Below are 19,573 nucleotides of genomic sequence, written 5' to 3'. Positions count from 1 at the left end.
GGGAGAACATGAACGAGGGGAAGCCCACGAAGGCGAAATGGTGGAGCCGTCCTCGCCCGTCCGGGGACGGCTCCGACGGAGACTTCGAACTGGCACGTCCTCGCGCCGCCCACGGCACCGGCGACGCCGAGCCCGACGGGGGTGACTTCCCGCTGAAGCGCCCCGAGGCGCCCCGGGCGACCGGCGAGCGGGATCACGACGGCGACTACGAACTGGACGGCCCCGCGGCACGCCCCGTCGAACCGACGCCGGACACCGACGCCGCCCCTGACGCCCCCGTCATGGTCCCGGAACCACGCACCACCACGGACGCCCCGGTCACCGATGCCGCCGCAGGTGCCCTGGACGCTGCCGGCACCAACGCGTCCACCGGCGCCCCCGATGCCCGAGGGGCCGCCGACGCCGACGCCGCCCACGCCCCGGGCGTTCCCGGCACCGCCCCCGGCGACCCCCGCGCCGACGACACCCCCGCCTCCGTGTCCGTCGCCGAGCGCCCCCGGCCCCTGCACGACCCCGACCCGTACAGCACCCCGCCCTACGGCGAGCCCGGCCCCTGGGCACCCGCCCCGCCGGTCCAGCACCCGACGGCGACGCCGGCTCACGGCACCACGGCCCCGGTGCACGGCACGACGGCGCCCCCAGCGGCGCCCGCAGGGCCGGCGACGGCACCCTCCGTCACCCCGATGCCCGACCCCGCCTACGCGGACGCCCCGCCCCCCGCCCCGCTGCTCCAGCACCCGGTGACGGCCCCCCTGACGCCCGCTGCGGCCACCATCGCGGGCACGCCCACCGCGCCCGGCACGACCGAGCCGTCCCCGCCCCCCGGCGCCGCCCAGCCCCCGGGCACCCCCGCGCCCGACCCCTGGCGGCGGTACGACCCCTGGGCCGTGGCAGCCGCCGGCCCGCTCCAGCAGAACGGCGCCGCCGTCGGGACGCGCGAGCAGCGACGCAAGCGGGCCCGGCGGACGCTCGTCGTCGGCGCCGTGCTGATCGCCCTGGTCTCCGGCGGCGTCGGCGGCGCCGTAGGGGCCTACCTGGAGCGCCACGGCGGCATGGGGACCGTGGAACTGCCGCAGGCCGGGAAGGAACCGGCCGACCGGGCCCCGGGCAGCGTCGCCGGGATCGCCGCGCGAGCCCTGCCCAGCGTGGTGACCCTGCACGTGAGCGGCAGCGACGCCGCGGGCACCGGCACCGGCTTCGTCCTCGACGGCAGCGGCCACATCCTCACCAACAACCACGTCGTCGAGCCCGCCGGGAACGGCGGCGAGATCACCGTGACCTTCCACAGCGGTGACACCGCCGAGGCCACCGTCGTCGGCCGCGACAGCGGTTACGACCTCGCGGTGGTCGAGGTGAAGGGTGTCGAGGGACTCACCCCCATGCCGCTCGGCAACTCCGAGAACGTGCAGGTCGGCGACCCCGTCGTCGCCATCGGCGCCCCCTTCGACCTGGCCGGCACGGTCACCTCCGGCATCATCAGCGCCAAGGAGCGGCCCATCACGGCCGGCGGCGAGGAGAGCGACGGCAGCGACGTGTCGTACGTCGACGCGCTGCAGACCGACGCGCCCATCAACCCCGGCAACTCCGGCGGCCCCCTCCTGGACGCCCAGGGCCGGGTCATCGGCATCAACTCGGCCATCCGGTCCGCCGACAGCGGCGCCGCCGAGTCCGACGGCGGCCAGGCCGGCTCCATAGGACTGGGCTTCGCCATCCCCATCAACCAGGGCAAGCGCGTCGCCGAGGAGCTGATCAACACGGGCCGGGCGACACACCCGGTCATCGGCATCACCCTCGACATGGGCTACACCGGCGACGGTGCCCGCGTGGGCACGCAGGGCAGCGACGGCGGCCCCCCGGTCACCGCGGGCGGACCCGGTGCCGACGCCGGCCTCAGGGCCGGGGACGTGATCACCGAGGTCGACGGCCGGCGCGTGCACTCCGGTGAGGAACTCATCGTCAAGACCCGCGCCCACCGCCCCGGCGACCGCCTGGAACTGACCGTGGAGCGCCAGGGCAGGGAGACGAACGTCTCGTTGGTGCTGGGCTCCTCCGACGGAGGCTGAACACCCGGACAGGCCGACATAAGCCCAGGAAACGGGGCCAGGAAGGCAAACAATCGGGAAAGCGCTCGCATACGCACGGTCGGTGGTCACGGGACGGTACCGGCCGGGCAGGGTCGGCGGGTACCGTGGTGGCGGCCCGGACATCCCAAGGAGCTTCAGGTGTTCAATGACATAGGCGCACTCGAGCTGGTGACGCTCGTCGTCCTCGCCGTGCTCGTGTTCGGTCCGGACAAGCTCCCCAAGGTCATCCAGGACGTGACGCGGACCATCCGGAAGATCCGGGAGTTCTCGGACAGCGCCAAGCGGGACATCCGGGAAGAGCTGGGCCCCGAGTTCAAGGACTTCGAGTTCGAGGACCTCAACCCCAAGACGTTCATCCGCAAGCAGCTGGACAACGACGAGCTGGGTCTCAAGGAGATCCGCAACGGCTTCGACATGAAGAAGGAAATGGCCGAGGTCGCCGACGCGGTCCACGGCCGCGAGTCGGAGACGTCGTCCTCGGGCGGGGCCATCGACATGTCCAAGAAGATCGACATGGCGAAGAAGCCCGAGATCCCCGCCCGCGACGAACGCCCGCCGTTCGACGCCGACGCCACCTGAGTCCGGCGAGCCGGCTGCTGACGGCCGTACGGGCCCCGTGCCAGAGCCGTACGTGACGCGTTTCATACTCCGAACCGGTCGCACGCGGCCTGATCGCGGTGCTGGTGCGGCCCACGCGCCGGGCGCTTTCCCGGCTGTCCGCACTGGTGTGGCTATGCTGCCGAGTTGTTGTGCGGAGCGGACGAGTGCGCCCGAAGGGGGGTGGGCCGATCCGCTCCGACGAGAGCGAGGAGGCGTCCGGGCACATGGAGACGACGAACGCGGCGGTCGCGCAGGCGCCGGCCGCGGAGGACGGACAACCAGTCCCCTCCGCCCGGCGTACGGTCGACGGCTATCTGCGGGCGCACTTCCCGTGGTACGGCCTCGACGAGGCCTTCACGGGGCGGCGCTGGCTGATGCAGGTCGGCACGGCGGCCGACGGAGCCGTGGAACACGGCTCGATCGGGCACGGCGACGAACCGTCGGTGCGCAACGAGCACGTGGCGGGCGACGAGCAGGACGCCAAGGAGAAGTTCGCGGTGGTCGTGACGGTGGCCGCCAACCCCGAACGGCGCAGTGCCGACGGCACGGGCCTGCTGGAGGCCACCTCGGTGTCCTCGGCGGCGTGGCTCGCCGGTGTGGGGCTGCTGTCCTTCACCTGGCCCGGCCAGATGGACCACTCGCTGCGCGACAACTGGCTGGAGCAGCAGACCGAGACCGCGTGGGTGCTGGCCGACGACCTCGACGGGGAGGACTGGACGACGCTGTCCCTGCCCGTGGACGGCGTGCCGACGTCCTTCCACTACCGGGAGTCCGAGTTCGGCTGGGTGCTCGCCGGCTCCACCGACCGGGGCGTCCACCTCGGGGCGTACGGCCGGGGAATGAGCGCCTACGGGCTCGCCTTCTCGGTGGTCAAGGACATCGCCGCCTACGACGCCTGACCTGCGGCCGGGCGTACGACACGGGGCGCCGTCCTCCAGGACAGCGCCCCCGGGGCCGTACGGGACGTCAGAACTTGTTCCTGGGCGTGATCCCCAGCGACAGCCCGGACAGGCCGCGCTGACGGCCGCCCAGCTTGCCCGCGATCGCCCGCAGGGCCGCGCCCGCCGGGGACTCCGGGTCGGACAGCACCACGGGCTTGCCCTCGTCGCCGCCCTCGCGCAGACGGACGTCGATCGGGATGGAGCCGAGGACCGGGACCGAGGCGCCGGTGGTGCGGGTCAGTCCGTCGGCGACGGCCTGACCGCCGCCCGTGCCGAACACGTCGACCATCTCACCGCAGTGCGGGCAGGGCAGGCCGGACATGTTCTCGACCACGCCGACGATCTTCTGGTGGGTCTGCACGGCGATCGCGCCGGCCCGCTCCGCCACCTCGGCGGCCGCCTGCTGAGGGGTCGTCACGACGAGGATCTCGGCGTTCGGGACGAGCTGTGCGACGGAGATCGCGATGTCGCCGGTGCCGGGCGGCAGGTCGAGCAGCAGGACGTCCAGGTCGCCCCAGTACACGTCCGCCAGGAACTGCTGGAGCGCGCGGTGGAGCATCGGGCCGCGCCAGACGACCGGCGCGTTGCCCGGGGTGAACATGCCGATCGAGATGACCTTCACGCCGTTGGCGGAAGGCGGCATGATCATGTTCTCGACCTGGGTGGGCCGCCCGTCGGCACCCAGCATGCGCGGCACGCTGTGGCCGTAGATGTCGGCGTCGACGACACCGACCTTCAGGCCGTCGGCCGCCATCGCCGCCGCCAGGTTCACCGTCACCGACGACTTGCCGACGCCGCCCTTGCCGGAGGCGACCGCGTACACCCGGGTCAGACTGCCCGGCTTGGCGAAGGGCACCTCGCGCTCGGTCTGACCGCCGCGCAGCGCGGAGGCCAGCTCACGGCGCTGCTCGTCGCTCATCACGTCCAGTTCGACGTCGACCCGCGTGACCCCCTCGACCCGCGAGACGGCGTCGGTCACCCGCTGGGTGATGGTGTCCCGCATGGGACAGCCGGAGACCGTCAGGTACACGGCGACCGCGACCGCTCCGTCCGCGCCGATCTCCACCGACTTGACCATCCCGAGCTCGGTGATGGGCCGGTTGATCTCGGGGTCGTTCACCGTCGCCAGTGCCTCGCGCACCGCGTCTTCCGTAGCCATAGACACGATGGTACGGCGCCGCCCACGGGGCGCGGAAAGCCCCGTCAGCGGTCGTGTACGTCACGCCCCGCGGACCGATCTGCCGGGAATACCCCGTCACCGCGGCGGTGGCCGTCCTGCCGCTCCTCCATCTCCTTGATCAGGTCGTGGAGCTCGGAGCGGATCCAGTCCCGCGTCGCGACCTCGCCGAGGCCGATGCGCAGGGCGGCGATCTCCCGGGTCAGGTACTCGGTGTCGGCGATCGACCGCTCGTTCTGCTTGCGGTCCTGCTCCAGATTGACCCGGTCCCGGTCGTCCTGCCGGTTCTGCGCGAGCAGGATCAGCGGCGCGGCGTAGGAGGCCTGCAGCGACAGCATCAGCGTCAGGAAGATGAACGGGTACTCGTCGAAGCGCAGGCCGCTCGGCGCGGACACGTTCCACACCACCCACAGGATGATGACGACCGTCATCCAGACGATGAAGCGCCCGGTGCCCAGGAAGCGCGCGACGCGCTCCGACAGCCTGCCGAAGGACTCCGGGTCCCACTCGGGCAGCAGCCTGCGGCGCGGCGGGCGGGGCTGGTCGAGGCGGGCCCGGGCACGGGAGGCCGCCGTCGCTCCCGACGCGGCACGCTCGCGGGTCGTGGTCTCGCGCTCAGGCACCATCGGCGCTCACCTCCCCCGCCGAATCCTCCAGGTGGTACTCGGTCTCCCGCCAGTCGTCGGGCAGCATGTGGTCCAGTACGTCGTCCACGGTGACCGCGCCCAGCAGCGACCCGGAATCGTCGACGACCGGCGCCGCCACCATGTCGTACGCGGCGAAGAACCCGGCGACCACGGGCAGCGCGGCTTCCGGATCCAGGGGCTGCAGGTCGTCGTCGATGATCGAGCCGACCAGCGTGTACGGGGGGTCGCGCAGCAGGCGCTGGAAGTGGACCGTGCCCAGGTACTTGCCGGTCGGGGTCTCCTCGGGCGGGCGGCAGACGTAGATCTGCGCGGCGTGCGCCGGCGACAGGTCGGGGTTGCGGATGCGGGCCAGGGCGTCGGCGACGGTGGCGTCGGGCCGCAGCACGATCGGCTCGGTCGTCATCAGACCGCCGGCCGTGTGCTCCTCGTACGCCATCAGGCGCCGCATGTCGGCCGCGTCGTCGGGCTGCATCAGGCTCAGCAGCCGCTCCTTGTCCGCCTCGGGCAGCTCACCGAGCAGGTCGGCCGCGTCGTCGGGGTCCATCGCCTCCAGCACGTCCGCGGCGCGTTCCTCCTTGAGCTTGCCGAGGATCTCGATCTGGTCGTCCTCGGGCAGCTCCTCCAGCACGTCGGCCAGCCGGTCGTCGTCGAGGGCGGCGGCGACCTCGGCGCGGCGCTTGGCCGACAGGTGGTGCAGCACGTTGGCGAGGTCGGCGGGGCGCAGCTGCTCGAAGGTGGCGAGGAGGTTCTCGGCGCCCTGCCCCTGCTCCTCCACGGAGAAGCCGGTGACGCCGGACCACTCGACGGTCAGCGTCTCGCCCTTGTTGCGCCGGAAGGCGCCGCCCTTCCTGCCCTTGCGGACGAAGACCTTGTCGATCTCCCAGTCCCGGCGGGCCGGCAGCTGCTGCACCGACAGGTCCAGGACGGTGGCCTCCTCGCCGTCCTCGGTGAGCGTCACCCGCCGGTCGAGGAGCTCGCCGAAGACGAGCCGCTCGGTGGGCCGCTGCTCGAAGCGCCGCACGTTGAGCACCCCGGTCGTGATGACCTGCCCGGACTCGATCCCGGTGACCCGGGTCATGGGCAGGAAGATGCGGCGGCGGGTGGACAACTCGACGACCAGACCGAGCACCCGCGGGGGCTTGCGGCCGACGCGGAGCATGACGACCAGGTCGCGCACCCGTCCCACCTGGTCGCCGGCCGGGTCGAAGACGGCGATGCCGGAGAGGTGCGAGACGAAGATCCGGGGGGCGCCCGCTGCCATGGCCGCGGCTCCTTTTCGTCAGTCAGTCCGTGAGAGGAGTTTCGTACTGTGTCTCTTTTCCGAATTGCCCGCTCGGACGGCCTTCAGGCTAGCCCGTCCCGAAGAGGTCCGCCCTGGCGGCCGGTCCGGACGGACTGGCTCCGATCACCGCGTTCGGCCCCGGTACGCTGCGGTACGCCGCTTGGATCTCCGTCAGAAAGGCAGCCCCACCTGTGACCGTGACTCCCCGGCGCCGATTCCGCAGGGCCGCCTGGCTGGGCGCGGTGTGCGCCCTGGCCGTGACGGGGGCGGGGCTGACGGGATGCAGTAGCGAGGACCCGGACGCGGGCACCAACGGGGTGGGCAAGCTGCCGGCCGAGAAGATCCACGCCAAGACGCGCGCGGTCGCCGGATCCGCCCGGGCGGTCCGGCTGCACGGGACGGTGGCCGCCGGCGGCAGCACGTACACCCTGGACATGCGCCTGAAGTCCGACGGCGGCACCGGGTCGGTCGCCGCCGAGGGGACGACCTTCCGGCTGCTGCGGGTCGGTGAACAGCTCTTCCTCAAGGCCGACGCCGGTTTCTGGAGCCACGACGGCGGCGACGCGGCGGCCGCGGAGAAGCTGGCCGGCAAGTACGTGAAGGTGCCGGAGGGCGACCCCGCGTACCAGAAGTTCAGCGGCTTCACGGACAAGGACGTCCTCCTCGACGGGTTGCTGACCCTGCACGGCACGGTGGAGACGGACGGCCGGCACGAGCAGGCGGGCGTGCGCACCGTCCGGATCACCGGCGACCAGGGCTCCGGCGGCTCGCTGGACGTCTCCCTGGAGGGCACGCCCTACCCGCTGCGCCTGGTGCGGGCGGGCAGCGCGGGCACGCTCAGCTTCTCGGACTGGAACAAGGACTTCGCGCTCGCGGCACCGGCCAAGGACGACACCCTGGACTACGGCAAGCAGCTGCCGACGTCGTAGGCCGTGTCGGACCTAGCCCCGCCGGTTCTTCTTCCGGCGCTTGAGCAGCAGGCGCGGCAGTCCCGCCGGGACCGGTTCGCGTGTCGTCGCCGGGCTCGGCAGCGGCGCCTCGGCCAGCGAACCGTCGGGCAACGGCGCGAGGGCCCCCGTCGGCTCCAGGCGCAGCACCCGGCACTCACGGGCCCAGCGGTCGGTCATCGCCTCGCCGTCCGGGGCGTTCAGCCGCTTGCCCTTGAGGTCGGCGACCGCGGCCTGCCACGCCTCGGAGCCGGACGGCAGCTCGACGACCTTCGCCGCCCAGGAGACCAGCCGGCCCCCCTTGTCCTTGCTGCGCACCGTCACCTCGGCCGCGGCCCCGTCGGCCAGGCCCGGCAGGGGCTGCTCGCCGGGTCCGTCGCCGATGACGCAGGCCGCGCCCTCGTGCCAGACGTGCCACAGCGCACGGGCGGGCACGCCGGGGCCCCTGACCCAGATGAGGCCGGACTTCTTGGTGGCCTCCTCGACGAGGGCCTGGTCGAGCAGCTCGCTTGTCATGCGGTCAGCCTATCCAGGTGCCCGCGGGCCGCTTCAGAGCCAGCCGTTGCGCTTGAGGGTGCGGTGGATGCCGAGACAGAGGCCGACCGTGATCGACAGGACCAGCGGGTAGCCGAACTTCCAGTGCGTCTCCGGCATGTAGTCGAAGTTCATGCCGTACACCCCGCACACCATCGTCGGCACGGCGATGATCGCCGCCCACGAGGTGATCTTGCGCATGTCCTCGTTCTGCGCGACGGACGCCTGGGCGAGGTTGGCCTGGAGGATGGAGTTCAGCAGCTCGTCGAAGCCGATGACCTGCTCCTGCACCCGCGCCACGTGGTCGGCGACGTCCCGGAAGTACTTCTGGATCTCCGGGTCGATCAGCCGCATCGGGCGCTCGCTGAGCAGCTGCATGGGCCGCAGCAACGGCGACACCGCCCGCTTGAACTCCAGCACCTCGCGCTTGAGTTGGTAGATCCGGCCGGCGTCGGTGCCGCGCGGACTGCCCTTGCGGCCCGGTGAGAACACCTCGGTCTCGACCTCGTCGATGTCGTCCTGCACCGCGTCGGCGACCGCGATGTAGCCGTCGACGACGTGGTCGGCGATGGCGTGCAGCACCGCGGAGGGGCCCTTGAGCAGCAGCTCGGGGTCGTCCTGCAACCGGTGTCGCAGCGCCCGCAGGGAGCCCTGCCCGCCGTGCCGGACGGTGATGAAGAAGTCCCGTCCGGTGAAGCACATGACCTCGCCGGTCTCGACGACCTCGCTGTTCGCCGTGAGCTCGTCGTGGTCGACGTAGTGGATGGTCTTGAAGACCGTGAACAGCGAGTCGTCGTAGCGCTCCAGCTTGGGCCGCTGGTGGGCCTGGACGGCGTCCTCCACGGCAAGCGGGTGCAGCCCGAACTCCCGGGCGATACCGGCGAATTCGTCCTCGGTGGGCTCGTGCAGGCCGATCCACACGAATCCGCCGTCCCGGCGCACCTGACGCATCGCCTGGTGGGGGCTCAGCGGCGCGTCGCTCCGGACGCGCGTGCCGTCGCGGTAGACGGCGCAGTCGACGACGGCGGAGGTGGTCTCCGGGTCGCGGGTGGTGTCGTAGGCGCCGTTGTCCTTGCGCAGCGAGACGCGGGACGGGCGGACCGCGGCGCGCAGGTCACGGATCATCGACATGGCAGGCTCCTTCGCGACGGGCAGCGAGCGTGCCGGCGACGGGTGGAACCACCCGGAATGAGGACGTCCAGATCACGCGTGCTCGGCGCGTCCACAAAGCGGGGGGCACCGCATCGTCGCGGTGGCCGGCTTCACTGCTGATTCAGCGCTGCTGGTGCAGGCAGGCAGATCAGGCAAAACGAGACGAAGTGCTCTTCCGAGGAAAGGTGCGCGAGCAGGAAGCGGCGGCGGGAAGAAGCCGGAGCAGCTGCCTCAGCGGCCGGAAGAGCGAGTGGTACTGCACGGTCGACTTCGGTCCATGCCGCCCACCTCCTCCGGCCGGTCCCTCGTGAGGGACGATCCATACCCCTGTTTGGAGGGGTTCCCCGTAGGGGAGTGTTCATAGCGTCGGGGCCATGATCGCGACTCCTCCAGTGCCTGGAGGGCCTGGGAGATGACCCCAGCTGCGTGCTGCCCCAAAACCGCTGGCCCAGAGTACCAGTGCCTCGACGTGTCAAGGTGCCGCTTTGCCGCGTACTGACGAGTTCTATGCTCGCCGCATGGCTGATGTTCTTCCTCTGGTCGAGGCCCGGTTGCGGACGGCACTGGGCGAACCGGACGCACGCGCGGCGGTCACCTTCCTCGGCGCCGACCGGATCGAGGTGCTGCGCTTCCCCGGCGGCGGTCCGGAGGGCGACATCGTCCGCTACGCCACCCTCGGCATGTCCGCGCAGCCCATGGCGGACCCCACGGCCGTGCTCGCGGACCCGGTCAAGGGTCCCCGCGCCGAGCTGGTCCTCTCCGTCCGGGCGGGCCTCGCCGACACCGGCAAGGTGCTCCGGCCGCTGGCCGTGCTCGCGGCGTCCCCGCAGGTGGAGGGCGTCGTCGTGGCGCCCGGCGCCTCCCTGGACGTCGGCGAGCCGCTGTGGCCCGGCGCCCCGTTCACCTCGGTGCTGGTCGCCGAGCCGGGCGGTCTGGTGGAGGACCTGGAGCTGGACGCCCCGCTGGACCCCGTCCAGTTTCTGCCGCTGCTCCCGATGACGCCGAACGAGGCCGCCTGGAAGCGGGTGCACGGCGCCCAGGCCCTCCAGGAGCGCTGGCTGACGCACGGGACGGACCTGCGGGATCCGTCCCGCAAGTCCGTCCCGTTGGAGTGACGGAACTCACCGCGGCCCAAGGCTCGTCAGCCGTGGCTCAGTCGGCGAAGACGGTGACCCCGTCCTCGGCCGCGTGCTTCGGCTCCAGCTCCTCGGCCTCGTGCGTCAGTGCCCGGCGCCGTACCGCGACCACGGCCGCGCCCAGTACGGCGGTGACCGCGGCCACCACGAACGGGATGTGGATGTCGGTCCACTCCTCGATCTTCGGCGCGAAGTACGGAGCGGCGGCCGCCGCGAACCAGCGCACGAAGTTGTAGCCGGCGCTCGCCACCGGGCGCGGCGCGTCCGACACGCCGAGGGCCAGCTCGGTGTACACGGTGTTGTTCACGCCGATGAAGGCACCGGACAGGATGGTGCAGACGATCGCCGCGGTGTGGTTGCCGTACCCGAGGACCAGCACGTCGGCCGCGAGCAGCACCAGCGAGCCGCCGAGCACCTTCAGCGAGCCGAACCGCCTCTGCAGGCGCGGCGCCACGAGGACCGAGAACACGGCGAGCAGCACGCCCCAGGCGAAGAACACGGCGCCGGACTTGTACGGCGTCATGTTCAGCACGAACGGCGTGAAGGCCAGCACCGTGAAGAACGTGTAGTTGTAGAAGAACGCCGAGACCGCGGCGGAGGCGAGGCCGCCGTGGCCCAGTGCCTTGATCGGGTCCAGCAGCGAGGTCTTGCGGGCCGGCCTCGGCTGCTCCTTCAGGAACACCGTGATGCACAGGAAGCCGATCGCCATCAGGAACGCGGTGCCGAAGAACGGGTAGCGCCAACTGGCGTCACCCAGCAGCGCGCCCAGCAGCGGGCCGCAGGCCATGCCGAGGCCGAGGGCGGACTCGTACAGCAGGATCGCCGCGGCGCTGCCGCCCGCCGCCGCGCCGACGATGACCGCGAGGGCCGTCGAGACGAACAGCGCGTTGCCGAGGCCCCAGCCGGCCCGGTAGCCGACGAGCTGGCCGACGGTGTCGGAGGTGCCCGCCAGGCCCGCGAAGACCACCACGAAGGCCAGCCCGAGCAGCAGGGTCTTGCGGCCGCCGATGCGGCTGGAGACGAAGCCCGTGACCAGCATGGCGACGGCCGTGATCAGGAAGTACGAGGTGAACAGGAGGGAGACCTGGCTGGCGCTCGCGGCCAGGCCCTTGGCGATGGACGGCAGGATCGGGTCGACGAGCCCGATGCCCATGAAGGCGACGACGGACGCACCGGCGGTCGCCCACACGGCCTTGGGCTGTCGCAGGATGCCGCCCGCACCCGCGTCGAAGGGGTCCATGGTTGCTCCAATGCCGACAGAGAAGGTTGGTGTATGCACATAGTAAGTTAGCGAGCCTAAATAGTGCAAGATGCATCTATTTTTCCCTGGTCAAGCCCGCCGCCCGGATGGGTGATCGTCCTTGACGTGGGCGGGCGAGGGTAGGACCGTGGGGCTGTATGAGGGGCGAACCCAGTTGCCCGAAGTGTGGTGGCCGGGTCAGGGCTCCCGGTCTCTTCGCCGATTCATGGCAGTGCGCCGTGCACGGCACGGTGCACCCGCTCCAGCCCGTGATACCGCCCAGCGTCGAGGCGCTCGGCGTCGTGGTGCACCGCACCCAGGTGCCGGTGTGGATGCCGTGGCCGCTGCCGGTGGGCTGGCTGTTCACCGGCGTGGCCTGCGCGGGCGACGACCGCAGCGGCGGCCGGGCCACGGCGGTGGCCTGCTCGGGGCCGGGCCCGCTCGGCGGCATCGGTGAGCTGATCCTGGTGGCCGAGGAGCTGGGCGTCGGACTCGGCGCCCGGTACGCGGGGATCGACGCCCCGGACCCCGGCCCCTACATGGACGTCGAGAAGCCGGCGCAGGCCAAGGTCCTCGCCGCCGGCCGCCCGACCCCGCTGTGGCACGTCTCCGGCGTCCCGAGCGACCGGGCGGTGTTCGCCGGGGAGGCGCTCGGGATGTGGCTGTGGGCCGTGCTGTGGCCCGAACAGTCGGGGCTGCTCATGTACGACGAGCTGGTGCTGACCGACCTCCGGGACGCCGGCGCCGAGGTGGACCTCGTGCCGTGCGGCGCCCTGTCGCCGCGGCTGATCCAGCCGTAGGGCAGGGGTCGGAGGCGGGCGGGGCAGCGTGGACGTAGGGGGCGCGAGGCCGCTTCGGGTGTGACATCGGGGTACGAAATTCCGGTTATCCTTGGGCGTCCCCTTCCGTCCCGTCACCGCCTGGAGTCAGCGTCGTGCGCATCGATCTGCACACCCACTCCACCGCGTCCGACGGCACGGACACCCCGGCCCAGCTGGTGCGCAACGCCGCCGCGGCCGGGCTGGACGTCGTCGCGCTGACCGACCACGACACCACCCGCGGCCACGCCGAGGCCGTCGCCGCGCTGCCCGAGGGCCTGACGCTGGTCACCGGCGCCGAACTCTCCTGCCGTCTCGACGGCATCAGCATGCACATGCTGGCCTACCTCTTCGATCCCGAGGAGCCCGCCCTGCTCGCCGAGCGGGAGCTGGTCCGGGACGACCGGGTGCCGCGGGCCCGGGGCATGGTCGCCAAGCTCGACGCACTGGGTGTCCCCGTCACCTGGGAGCAGGTCGCGCGGATCGCCGGCGACGGCTCGGTCGGGCGCCCGCACGTGGCCTCCGCGCTCGTGGAGCTCGGCGTCGTGCCGACCGTGAGCGACGCCTTCACCGAGGACTGGCTGGCCGACGGCGGCCGGGCCTACGTCGAGAAGCACGAGACCGACCCCTTCGAGGCGATCCGGCTGATCAAGGGCGCCGGTGGCGTCGCGGTGTTCGCCCACCCGGCCGCCGCCAAGCGGGGCCGTACGGTGCCGGAGGCCGCCATCGCCGAGCTGGCCGCCGCCGGGCTGGACGGCATCGAGGTCGACCACATGGACCACGACGCGCAGACGCGGGCGCGACTGCGCGGGCTCGCCGCGGAGCTGGGGCTCCTGGTGACCGGTTCCAGCGACTACCACGGCAGCCGGAAGACCTGCGAGCTGGGCGAGTACACGACGGACCCCGAGGTGTACGGGGAGATCACGCGGCGGGCGCACGGGGCGTTCCCCGTGCCGGGGGCCGGCGGAGCCTGAGGCCCGCGGAGCCCGCGGCCGCAGGCCGCTCTCGTCCCCCACCCCGTTCGTTGTCCCTGTCATCGCAAGGCTTTGTCACGCTCATGTTCGACGTCGCCGTCTTCGGCTCCCTCTTCCTGACCCTTTTTGTCATCATGGATCCCCCCGGGATCACCCCGATCTTCCTCGCGCTGACCGCCGGCCGGCCCGCCAAGGTGCAGAAGCGGATGGCCTTCCAGGCCGTCTGCGTGGCCGGTGGCGTGATCACGGTGTTCGGGCTGCTCGGGCACCAGATCCTGAACTACCTGCATGTGTCCGTACCCGCGCTGATGATCGCGGGCGGACTGCTGCTCCTGCTGATCGCGCTCGACCTGCTCACCGGCAAGACGGACGAGCCCAAGCAGACCAAGGACGTCAACGTCGCGCTGGTGCCGCTGGGCATGCCGCTGCTGGCGGGGCCCGGCGCCATCGTGTCCGTCATCCTGGCCGTGCAGAAGGCCGACAGCGTGACCTCGCAGGTGTCGGTCTGGTCGGCCATCCTCGCCATCCACGTGGTGCTCTGGCTGGTGATGCGGTACTCGCTGCTGATCATCCGCGTCATCAAGGACGGCGGTGTCGTCCTGGTGACCCGCCTGGCGGGCATGATGCTCTCCGCGATCGCCGTGCAGCAGATCATCAACGGCGTCACCCAGGTGATCCAGGGCGCGTGAGCGCCGGACACGACAGAGCCCCCGTGCGGCACCGGTGACGGTGCCGCACGGGGGCTCCCGGCGTGTGGAACGGTCCGCGCTACAAGGCCGAGGTGTCGGCGGGGCGGATCCACAGGCGCTGCCCGATGGCGGCGGCCTGTTGGACGATACGGTTCACGGAGGCGGCGTCCACGACGGTCGTGTCGACGGGCGTTCCGTCGACGTCGTCGAGTCGCATGACTTCAAAGCGCATGGGCCTCTCCCTTGATCTGGTCATCCTCCTGAGGAGAACTACTGGTGTGGGCCCCGGGTCGTCGGTGCCCGGGCGTCCATACGAGTCAACAGGCCGGGTGTTACGAACATTCCCTACGCTAAGGAAATTTTTCGAACAACTAATTACTGACACGTAAGAAGACCGCGTCGGAGCGATCGGTGCCGGCACAAGACCGACCGGGACCGGTTGTGTTCGCAGCGTGACCGCCGGGACAATGGAGGCGATGAACGACGACCTCGCGTCCCTGAACGCCCGCATCGACCGCACCAACGAGCTGCTGCAGCGCATGCTCGCCGAGGTGGCGAAGACGCCCTCGACCCACGCGATCTTCGTCGACGCCGGGTACCTCTACGCGGCGGCGGGCCGACTGGTCGCCGGGACCGAGGACCGCCGGGCCTTCGACCTGGACGCCGAGGGACTGATCGAGGCCCTCATCGACAAGGCGCGCACGATCTTCGCGGACAGCCGCCTGCTGCGGGTCTACTGGTACGACGGCGCCCGGCGCCGCATTCACACCGCCGAGCAGCAGTCCATCGCCGAGCTGCCGGATGTCAAGGTCCGCCTGGGCAACCTCAACGCCAACAACCAGCAGAAGGGCGTCGACTCCCTCATCCGCTCCGACCTCGAGTCCCTCGCCCGGTACCGCGCTATCAGCGACGCGGCGCTGCTCGGCGGCGACGAGGACCTGGTGTCGGCGGTCGAGGCCGCCCAGGGCTACGGCGCCCGCGTCCACCTGTGGGGCATCGAGGCCCCCGAGGGCCGCAACCAGGCCGACCCGCTGCTCTGGGAGGTCGACAGCCAGCGCACCTTCGACCTCGACTTCTTCAAGCCGTACGTCTCCCGTCGTACGGCCCACGCCTTCGAAGCGGCGGGCGCGGTCCGGCCGGCCCGGGAGGACGTCCGCTTCGTGGGCGCCCAGATCGCGGCGAAGTGGCTGGCGGCACGGGGCCGCGAAGCACTGCTGGAGCTGCTCCCCGGCCACCCCTACCTTCCCGGCTCCGTGGACCAGGACCTGCTGGTGGAGGCCGAGGGCCTGCTGCAGTACTCGCTGCGCGGCCAGGCCGACCTGCGCCGCGCGCTGCGGGACGGCTTCTGGGAGCACCTCCGGGCGCAGTACTAGGGCGGGCCCGGGGCCCATCCGGCCCGTCCTACGGTCGTGGCGCGGGGACGCCGTCCCAGAAGTCGGCCAGGGCCTGGGCCGTCGCCAGCGGCTGATCCGTGTTGGGCGAGTGCTCGGCCCCCGGGACGACGGTCCGGCGCGCGTCGAGCCGTACGGCCATCTCGTCCAGGAGGGGCACGGGCCAGGTGTCGTCGAAGGCGCCCGACAGTACGTGGAACGGCAGTGGCACCGCGGCGAGTTCGGCGACGCGGTCCGGCTCGGTGCACAACTGGCGCCCCGTGGCGAGCAGTTGGGCAGGCCGGGTGCCGAGCCAGCGCTCGCGCAGCCGTTGCGGAGCGTCCGGGCCGTGGGCGGGCACCGGGGCGCCTGCCTCCTCGGGCGGCCCCATCGCCTGCATCACCTCCCACACCTGAGCCATCGTCATGGTGTCGAGCGCGTCCCGCAGGAGTTTCACGCGCTGCTGCTGGGAGACGGAGATCCGCGCCGGGCCCGACGACATCAGCGTGAGGGAGACGAAGGGGGAGTGGTCGAGCAGCACGGCGGCACGGGCGATCTGGCCGCCGAGGGAGTGCCCGACGAGGTGCACGGGCGTTCCGAGCGCGGCGACCTGCGCGAGGACGTCCCGGGCCAGCTCGTCCTGCGCGTAGCCGGACTCGTCGTGCTCCGGGCCGTCGGACTCGTACTGTCCCCGCCCGTCCACGGCGACCGTACGGTACCCGCGCGCGGCGAGGGGCTCGTGCAGCAGCGTGAAGTCCTCCTTGCTGCCCGTGAACCCGGGCAGCATCAGCACGACCCCTTTCGGCACGCCCCCGCCCGCCACGGGCGAATCGACGACGGCGAACTCACCACGCGCGGTACGCAGCCGGTACGCGCGGGCATCGGGCGGCGGGGTGAAGCGGGCATTCGTGCTCACGGGCAGAGATTATCCGGGGACGGGACGCGGGGCGTCCCCGGGCGGCGCACCCCGCGGCCGGCCGCGCGGCCTGCGGTCGTCGTGCCTCCCCCAGTGCCTGAACGGCCTGGGAGGCACTCCGTCAGCGCGGACAGGCGACTCCACCCGCGGCGTCATCCCACCGCACCGCCCGGACAGCGGGACCGGATACGCCGTCGGCCCGGCCCCGCCTGGGTGGCGGGACCGGGCCGACGGACGGATCAAGCGGTGGGATCAGCTCTCGGCCGACTCCGCGGGCTGCTTCGCAGCCGTGGCCGCCTTGCGCGTACGGCGAACCTTCGGCTTCGCCTCGGCCGCGTCGGCGGCCTCGACGGGAGCCTCGGCGACCGCCGCGGCCTTGCGGGTCCGACGCCGCGGTGCCGCCTCCGGCTCCTGGGAGGCCTGGGCCGGGATCTCGGCGGTGGCCTCGGCCGGTTCGGCGGCCTTGCGGGTGCGGCGGCGCGGCTTGGTCTCCGCGGCCTCGGCCGTGTCGACGGCGGCTTCCGCCTTGGCGGCGGCCGTCTTGCGGGTGCGGCGCGGCTTGGCCTCGGCGGCTTCCGGGGCCTCGGTGGCCTCGACGGCCTCCGGCGCTTCGGCAGCGGCCTTGCGGGTGCGGCGGCGCGGCTTGGTCTCCGTGCCCTCGGCCGTGTCGACGGCGGTCTCCGCCTTGGCGGCGGCCGTCTTGCGGGTGCGGCGCGGCTTGGCCTCGGCCGCCTCCGGCTCCTGGGAGGCCTGGGCCGGGATCTCGGCGGTGGCCTCGGCCGGTTCGGCGGCCTTGCGGGTGCGGCGGCGCGGCTTGGTCTCCGCGGCCTCGGCCGTGTCGACGGCGGCTTCCGCCTTGGCGGCGGCCGTCTTGCGGGTGCGGCGCGGCTTGGCCTCGGCCGCCTCCGGGGCCTCGGTGACCTCGACGGCCTCCGGCGCCTCGGCAGCGGCCTTGCGGGTGCGGCGGGGCTTCGTCTCCGCCGTCTCCGCCGGTGCCGTCGCCTTCTTGCGCGTGCGGCGCGGCTTCGTCTCCGCCGGCTCGGCGGCCGGCTCGGCCACTCCCTCGGCCGTGTCGACCGCTGTCTCGGCGGCAGCCGAGGCCGTGGCCTTGCGGGTGCGCCGACGCGGCTTCTCGACGGGCGCCTCGACCGCGGTCACCTCGGCAACCTCGGCCACCGGGGCCTCGACCACAGCGGCCTCGACAGCCGTCGGCTCGGCCACCGCGGCGGCCTCCACCGCCGCGGCCGGTGTCTCGGCGGACCTGCGGGTGCGGCGACGACGCGGCTTCGCCGGGGCCTCGACGTTCTCCGAAGCTTCCGGAGCCGTGCCCTCCGCCGTCGCCACGGCGGTCTCCGGTGCCGTGGCCTCCGTCGTGGCGGCCGTCACCGGCTGCTGGGCCGGCTCACCGCTCCGCGTACGGCGACGGCGACGCAGGGTGCGGGGCCCCTGGGCGGTGCCCTCCGTGTCCGTGGCGCCGTCCGCGCCGCCGGTCACGGCCTCGGGCGCGGTGGTCCCGGCGGCCGGCGCCTCCACCTGCGCCCCGCCGCGCGTACGGCGACGACGGCGCGGCGTCGTACGGGAGGAACGCTCGCCGTCGGAGGAACGCTCGCGGTCGGCGGAACGGGACTCGTCCCGGCCACCACGGCCACCGCGGACGCGAGCGCCCCGGCCGCCCGGCTCGCCCAGGTCCTCCAGCTCCTCCGCGTCCAGCCCGGCGCGCGTGCGCTCCGAGCGCGGCAGGACGCCCTTGGTGCCCTCGGGGATGCCGAGGTCGGTGTAGAAGTGCGGGGAGGTGGAGTACGTCTCCGGCGGCTCGTTGAAGCCCAGGTCCAGCGCCTTGTTGATCAGCTGCCAGCGCGGGATGTCGTCCCAGTCGACCAGCGTGATCGCCGTACCCTTGGCGCCCGCGCGGCCGGTGCGGCCGATGCGGTGCAGGTACGTCTTCTCCTCTTCCGGCGACTGGTAGTTGATGACGTGCGTCACGCCCTCGACGTCGATGCCGCGGGCGGCGACGTCGGTGCAGACGAGCACGTCCACCTTGCCGTTGCGGAAGGCGCGCAGGGCCTGCTCGCGGGCGCCCTGGCCGAGGTCGCCGTGGACCGCGCCGGAGGCGAAGCCGCGCTGCTTGAGCTGGTCGGCCAGGTCGGCCGCGGTGCGCTTGGTGCGGCAGAAGACCATGGCCAGTCCCCGGCCGTCGGCCTGCAGTATGCGCGCCACCATCTCGGGCTTGTCCATGTTGTGCGCGCGGTAGACGAACTGCTTCGTGTTGGCGACCGTCGCGCCCGCGTCGTCCGGCGAGGTGGCGGAGATGTGCGTGGGCTGCGACATGTAGCGGCGGGCCAGTCCGATGACGGCGCCCGGCATGGTGGCCGAGAACAGCATCGTCTGGCGCTTGGCCGGCAGCATGTTGATGATCTTCTCGACGTCGGGCAGGAAGCCCAGGTCGAGCATCTCGTCGGCCTCGTCGAGGACCAGGCTCTTGATGTGCTTCAGGCTCAGCTTCTTCTGGCCCGCGAGGTCCAGCAGACGGCCCGGGGTGCCGACGATCACGTCGACGCCCTTCTTCAGGGCCTCCACCTGCGGCTCGTACGCCCGGCCGCCGTAGATCGCGAGAACGCGCACGTTGCGGACCTTGCCGGCGGTCAGCAGGTCGTTGGTGACCTGCTGGCACAGCTCGCGCGTCGGGACGACGACGAGGGCCTGCGGGGCGTCGGTCAGGGACTCGGGCGCCGCGCGGCCCGCCTCGACGTCGGCGGGGACGGTGACGCGCTCGAGGAGCGGGAGGCCGAAGCCCAGCGTCTTGCCGGTGCCGGTCTTGGCCTGGCCGATGACGTCCTTGCCCGACAGGGCAACGGGGAGCGTCATCTCCTGGATGGGGAAGGGAGTGAGGATGCCGACGGCCTCGAGGGCTTCGGCGGTCTCGGGGAGGATTCCGAGGGATCGAAACGTCGTAGTCAGGGTGCTGCCTCTTCTGTGTGCGTGGTGCGAGGCGAGCGCGCGGGTCGTGCCGGACCGTGTCGGGGACGTCGGCCGCCCTTACGGGTGGGGCCGTAGGACACGGGACCT

General features: G+C 72.4%; 18 protein-coding genes. 9 read left to right on the top strand and 9 right to left on the bottom strand.

Annotated features, from left to right (window positions below; translation table 11 throughout):
* The first annotated feature begins 8 nt into the window (after positions 1-8).
* From IEZ05_RS05170 to IEZ05_RS05160, 3 genes are all read left to right on the top strand, one after another.
* Complete coding sequence (locus tag IEZ05_RS05170) at positions 9-2,063, top strand: S1C family serine protease (protein WP_189228800.1); 2,055 nt, start codon at positions 9-11, stop codon at positions 2,061-2,063.
* A 159-nt stretch (positions 2,064-2,222) separates the two neighbouring features.
* Positions 2,223-2,663 (top strand): sec-independent translocase, encoded by a 441-nt coding sequence (locus IEZ05_RS05165; protein ID WP_189228799.1) that lies wholly within the window; start codon positions 2,223-2,225, stop codon positions 2,661-2,663.
* A gap of 245 nt (positions 2,664-2,908) precedes the next feature.
* Positions 2,909-3,583: a hypothetical protein gene (locus IEZ05_RS05160; RefSeq protein ID WP_189228798.1), complete on the top strand. Its 675-nt coding sequence runs from the start codon at positions 2,909-2,911 to the stop codon at positions 3,581-3,583.
* A gap of 67 nt (positions 3,584-3,650) precedes the next feature.
* Here the strand turns inward: IEZ05_RS05160 and IEZ05_RS05155 are convergent, their stop codons facing one another.
* The 3 genes from IEZ05_RS05155 to IEZ05_RS05145 are packed head-to-tail and all read right to left on the bottom strand — an operon-like array spanning position 3,651 to position 6,710.
* Entirely contained in the window at positions 3,651-4,784 is a 1,134-nt protein-coding gene (locus tag IEZ05_RS05155) for an Mrp/NBP35 family ATP-binding protein (RefSeq protein ID WP_189228797.1), read from the bottom strand.
* Between the two features lie 44 nt (positions 4,785-4,828).
* The gene (locus IEZ05_RS05150) at positions 4,829-5,428 is read right to left on the bottom strand and encodes a DUF1003 domain-containing protein (RefSeq protein WP_189228796.1); all 600 of its coding nucleotides are present in this window, start codon (positions 5,426-5,428) and stop codon (positions 4,829-4,831) included.
* A complete protein-coding gene (locus IEZ05_RS05145; protein WP_189228795.1) occupies positions 5,418-6,710 on the bottom strand; it encodes a magnesium transporter MgtE N-terminal domain-containing protein in 1,293 nt (430 codons plus the stop codon). The genes IEZ05_RS05150 and IEZ05_RS05145 overlap by 11 nt, the downstream gene beginning before the upstream one ends.
* A 212-nt stretch (positions 6,711-6,922) precedes the next feature.
* On the opposite strand from IEZ05_RS05145, the gene IEZ05_RS05140 reads away from it, so the two are divergent.
* Positions 6,923-7,660, top strand: a complete 738-nt coding sequence (locus tag IEZ05_RS05140; RefSeq protein ID WP_189228794.1) for a hypothetical protein — start codon at positions 6,923-6,925, stop codon at positions 7,658-7,660.
* A gap of 12 nt (positions 7,661-7,672) precedes the next feature.
* Here IEZ05_RS05140 and IEZ05_RS05135 read toward each other — a convergent pair whose 3' ends face one another.
* Positions 7,673-8,194 carry a hypothetical protein gene (locus tag IEZ05_RS05135; RefSeq protein WP_189228793.1) on the bottom strand — a complete coding sequence of 174 codons (522 nt, stop codon included), beginning with the start codon at positions 8,192-8,194 and terminating at the stop codon, positions 7,673-7,675.
* 33 nt (positions 8,195-8,227) lie between these two features.
* Positions 8,228-9,343 (bottom strand): magnesium and cobalt transport protein CorA, encoded by a 1,116-nt coding sequence (locus IEZ05_RS05130; RefSeq protein ID WP_189228792.1) that lies wholly within the window; start codon positions 9,341-9,343, stop codon positions 8,228-8,230.
* Between the two features lie 539 nt (positions 9,344-9,882).
* On the opposite strand from IEZ05_RS05130, the gene IEZ05_RS05125 reads away from it, so the two are divergent.
* Entirely contained in the window at positions 9,883-10,479 is a 597-nt protein-coding gene (locus IEZ05_RS05125; RefSeq protein ID WP_189228791.1) for a suppressor of fused domain protein, read from the top strand.
* A 37-nt stretch (positions 10,480-10,516) separates the two neighbouring features.
* On the opposite strand, the gene IEZ05_RS05120 is transcribed toward IEZ05_RS05125, so the two are convergent.
* Entirely contained in the window at positions 10,517-11,740 is a 1,224-nt protein-coding gene (locus IEZ05_RS05120) for an MFS transporter (RefSeq protein ID WP_189228790.1), read from the bottom strand.
* A 158-nt stretch (positions 11,741-11,898) separates the two neighbouring features.
* Between IEZ05_RS05120 and IEZ05_RS05115 the strand changes: the two genes are divergently transcribed.
* The 3 genes from IEZ05_RS05115 to IEZ05_RS05105 all read left to right on the top strand — a co-directional run bounded on the left by IEZ05_RS05115 (position 11,899) and on the right by IEZ05_RS05105 (position 14,221).
* Positions 11,899-12,540, top strand: coding sequence for a DUF6758 family protein (locus IEZ05_RS05115; protein WP_189228789.1), 642 nt, complete (start codon positions 11,899-11,901; stop codon positions 12,538-12,540).
* Positions 12,541-12,674: 134 nt separating this feature from the next.
* A complete protein-coding gene (locus tag IEZ05_RS05110; protein ID WP_189228788.1) occupies positions 12,675-13,532 on the top strand; it encodes a PHP domain-containing protein in 858 nt (285 codons plus the stop codon).
* Between the two features lie 83 nt (positions 13,533-13,615).
* Positions 13,616-14,221, top strand: a complete 606-nt coding sequence (locus IEZ05_RS05105) for a MarC family protein (protein ID WP_189228787.1) — start codon at positions 13,616-13,618, stop codon at positions 14,219-14,221.
* A 79-nt stretch (positions 14,222-14,300) separates the two neighbouring features.
* Here the strand turns inward: IEZ05_RS05105 and IEZ05_RS05100 are convergent, their stop codons facing one another.
* On the bottom strand, positions 14,301-14,453 hold the full coding sequence (locus IEZ05_RS05100) for a hypothetical protein (protein ID WP_007444413.1): 153 nt from the start codon (positions 14,451-14,453) through the stop codon (positions 14,301-14,303).
* A gap of 235 nt (positions 14,454-14,688) precedes the next feature.
* On the opposite strand from IEZ05_RS05100, the gene IEZ05_RS05095 reads away from it, so the two are divergent.
* Positions 14,689-15,594: an NYN domain-containing protein gene (locus IEZ05_RS05095; protein ID WP_189229210.1), complete on the top strand. Its 906-nt coding sequence runs from the start codon at positions 14,689-14,691 to the stop codon at positions 15,592-15,594.
* Positions 15,595-15,622: 28 nt separating this feature from the next.
* Here the strand turns inward: IEZ05_RS05095 and IEZ05_RS05090 are convergent, their stop codons facing one another.
* A complete protein-coding gene (locus IEZ05_RS05090; RefSeq protein WP_189228786.1) occupies positions 15,623-16,507 on the bottom strand; it encodes an alpha/beta fold hydrolase in 885 nt (294 codons plus the stop codon).
* A 252-nt stretch (positions 16,508-16,759) separates the two neighbouring features.
* Positions 16,760-19,372 carry a DEAD/DEAH box helicase gene (locus tag IEZ05_RS05085; RefSeq protein WP_189228785.1) on the bottom strand — a complete coding sequence of 871 codons (2,613 nt, stop codon included), beginning with the start codon at positions 19,370-19,372 and terminating at the stop codon, positions 16,760-16,762.
* Between the last annotated feature and the right edge of the window lie 201 nt (positions 19,373-19,573).

This window comes from Streptomyces flaveolus (assembly GCF_014648815.1).
Lineage (GTDB): Bacteria > Actinomycetota > Actinomycetes > Streptomycetales > Streptomycetaceae > Streptomyces > Streptomyces flaveolus.
The sequence above is the reverse complement of the archived record's forward strand: the minus strand, read 5'-3'. Positions and strand labels throughout refer to the sequence as shown.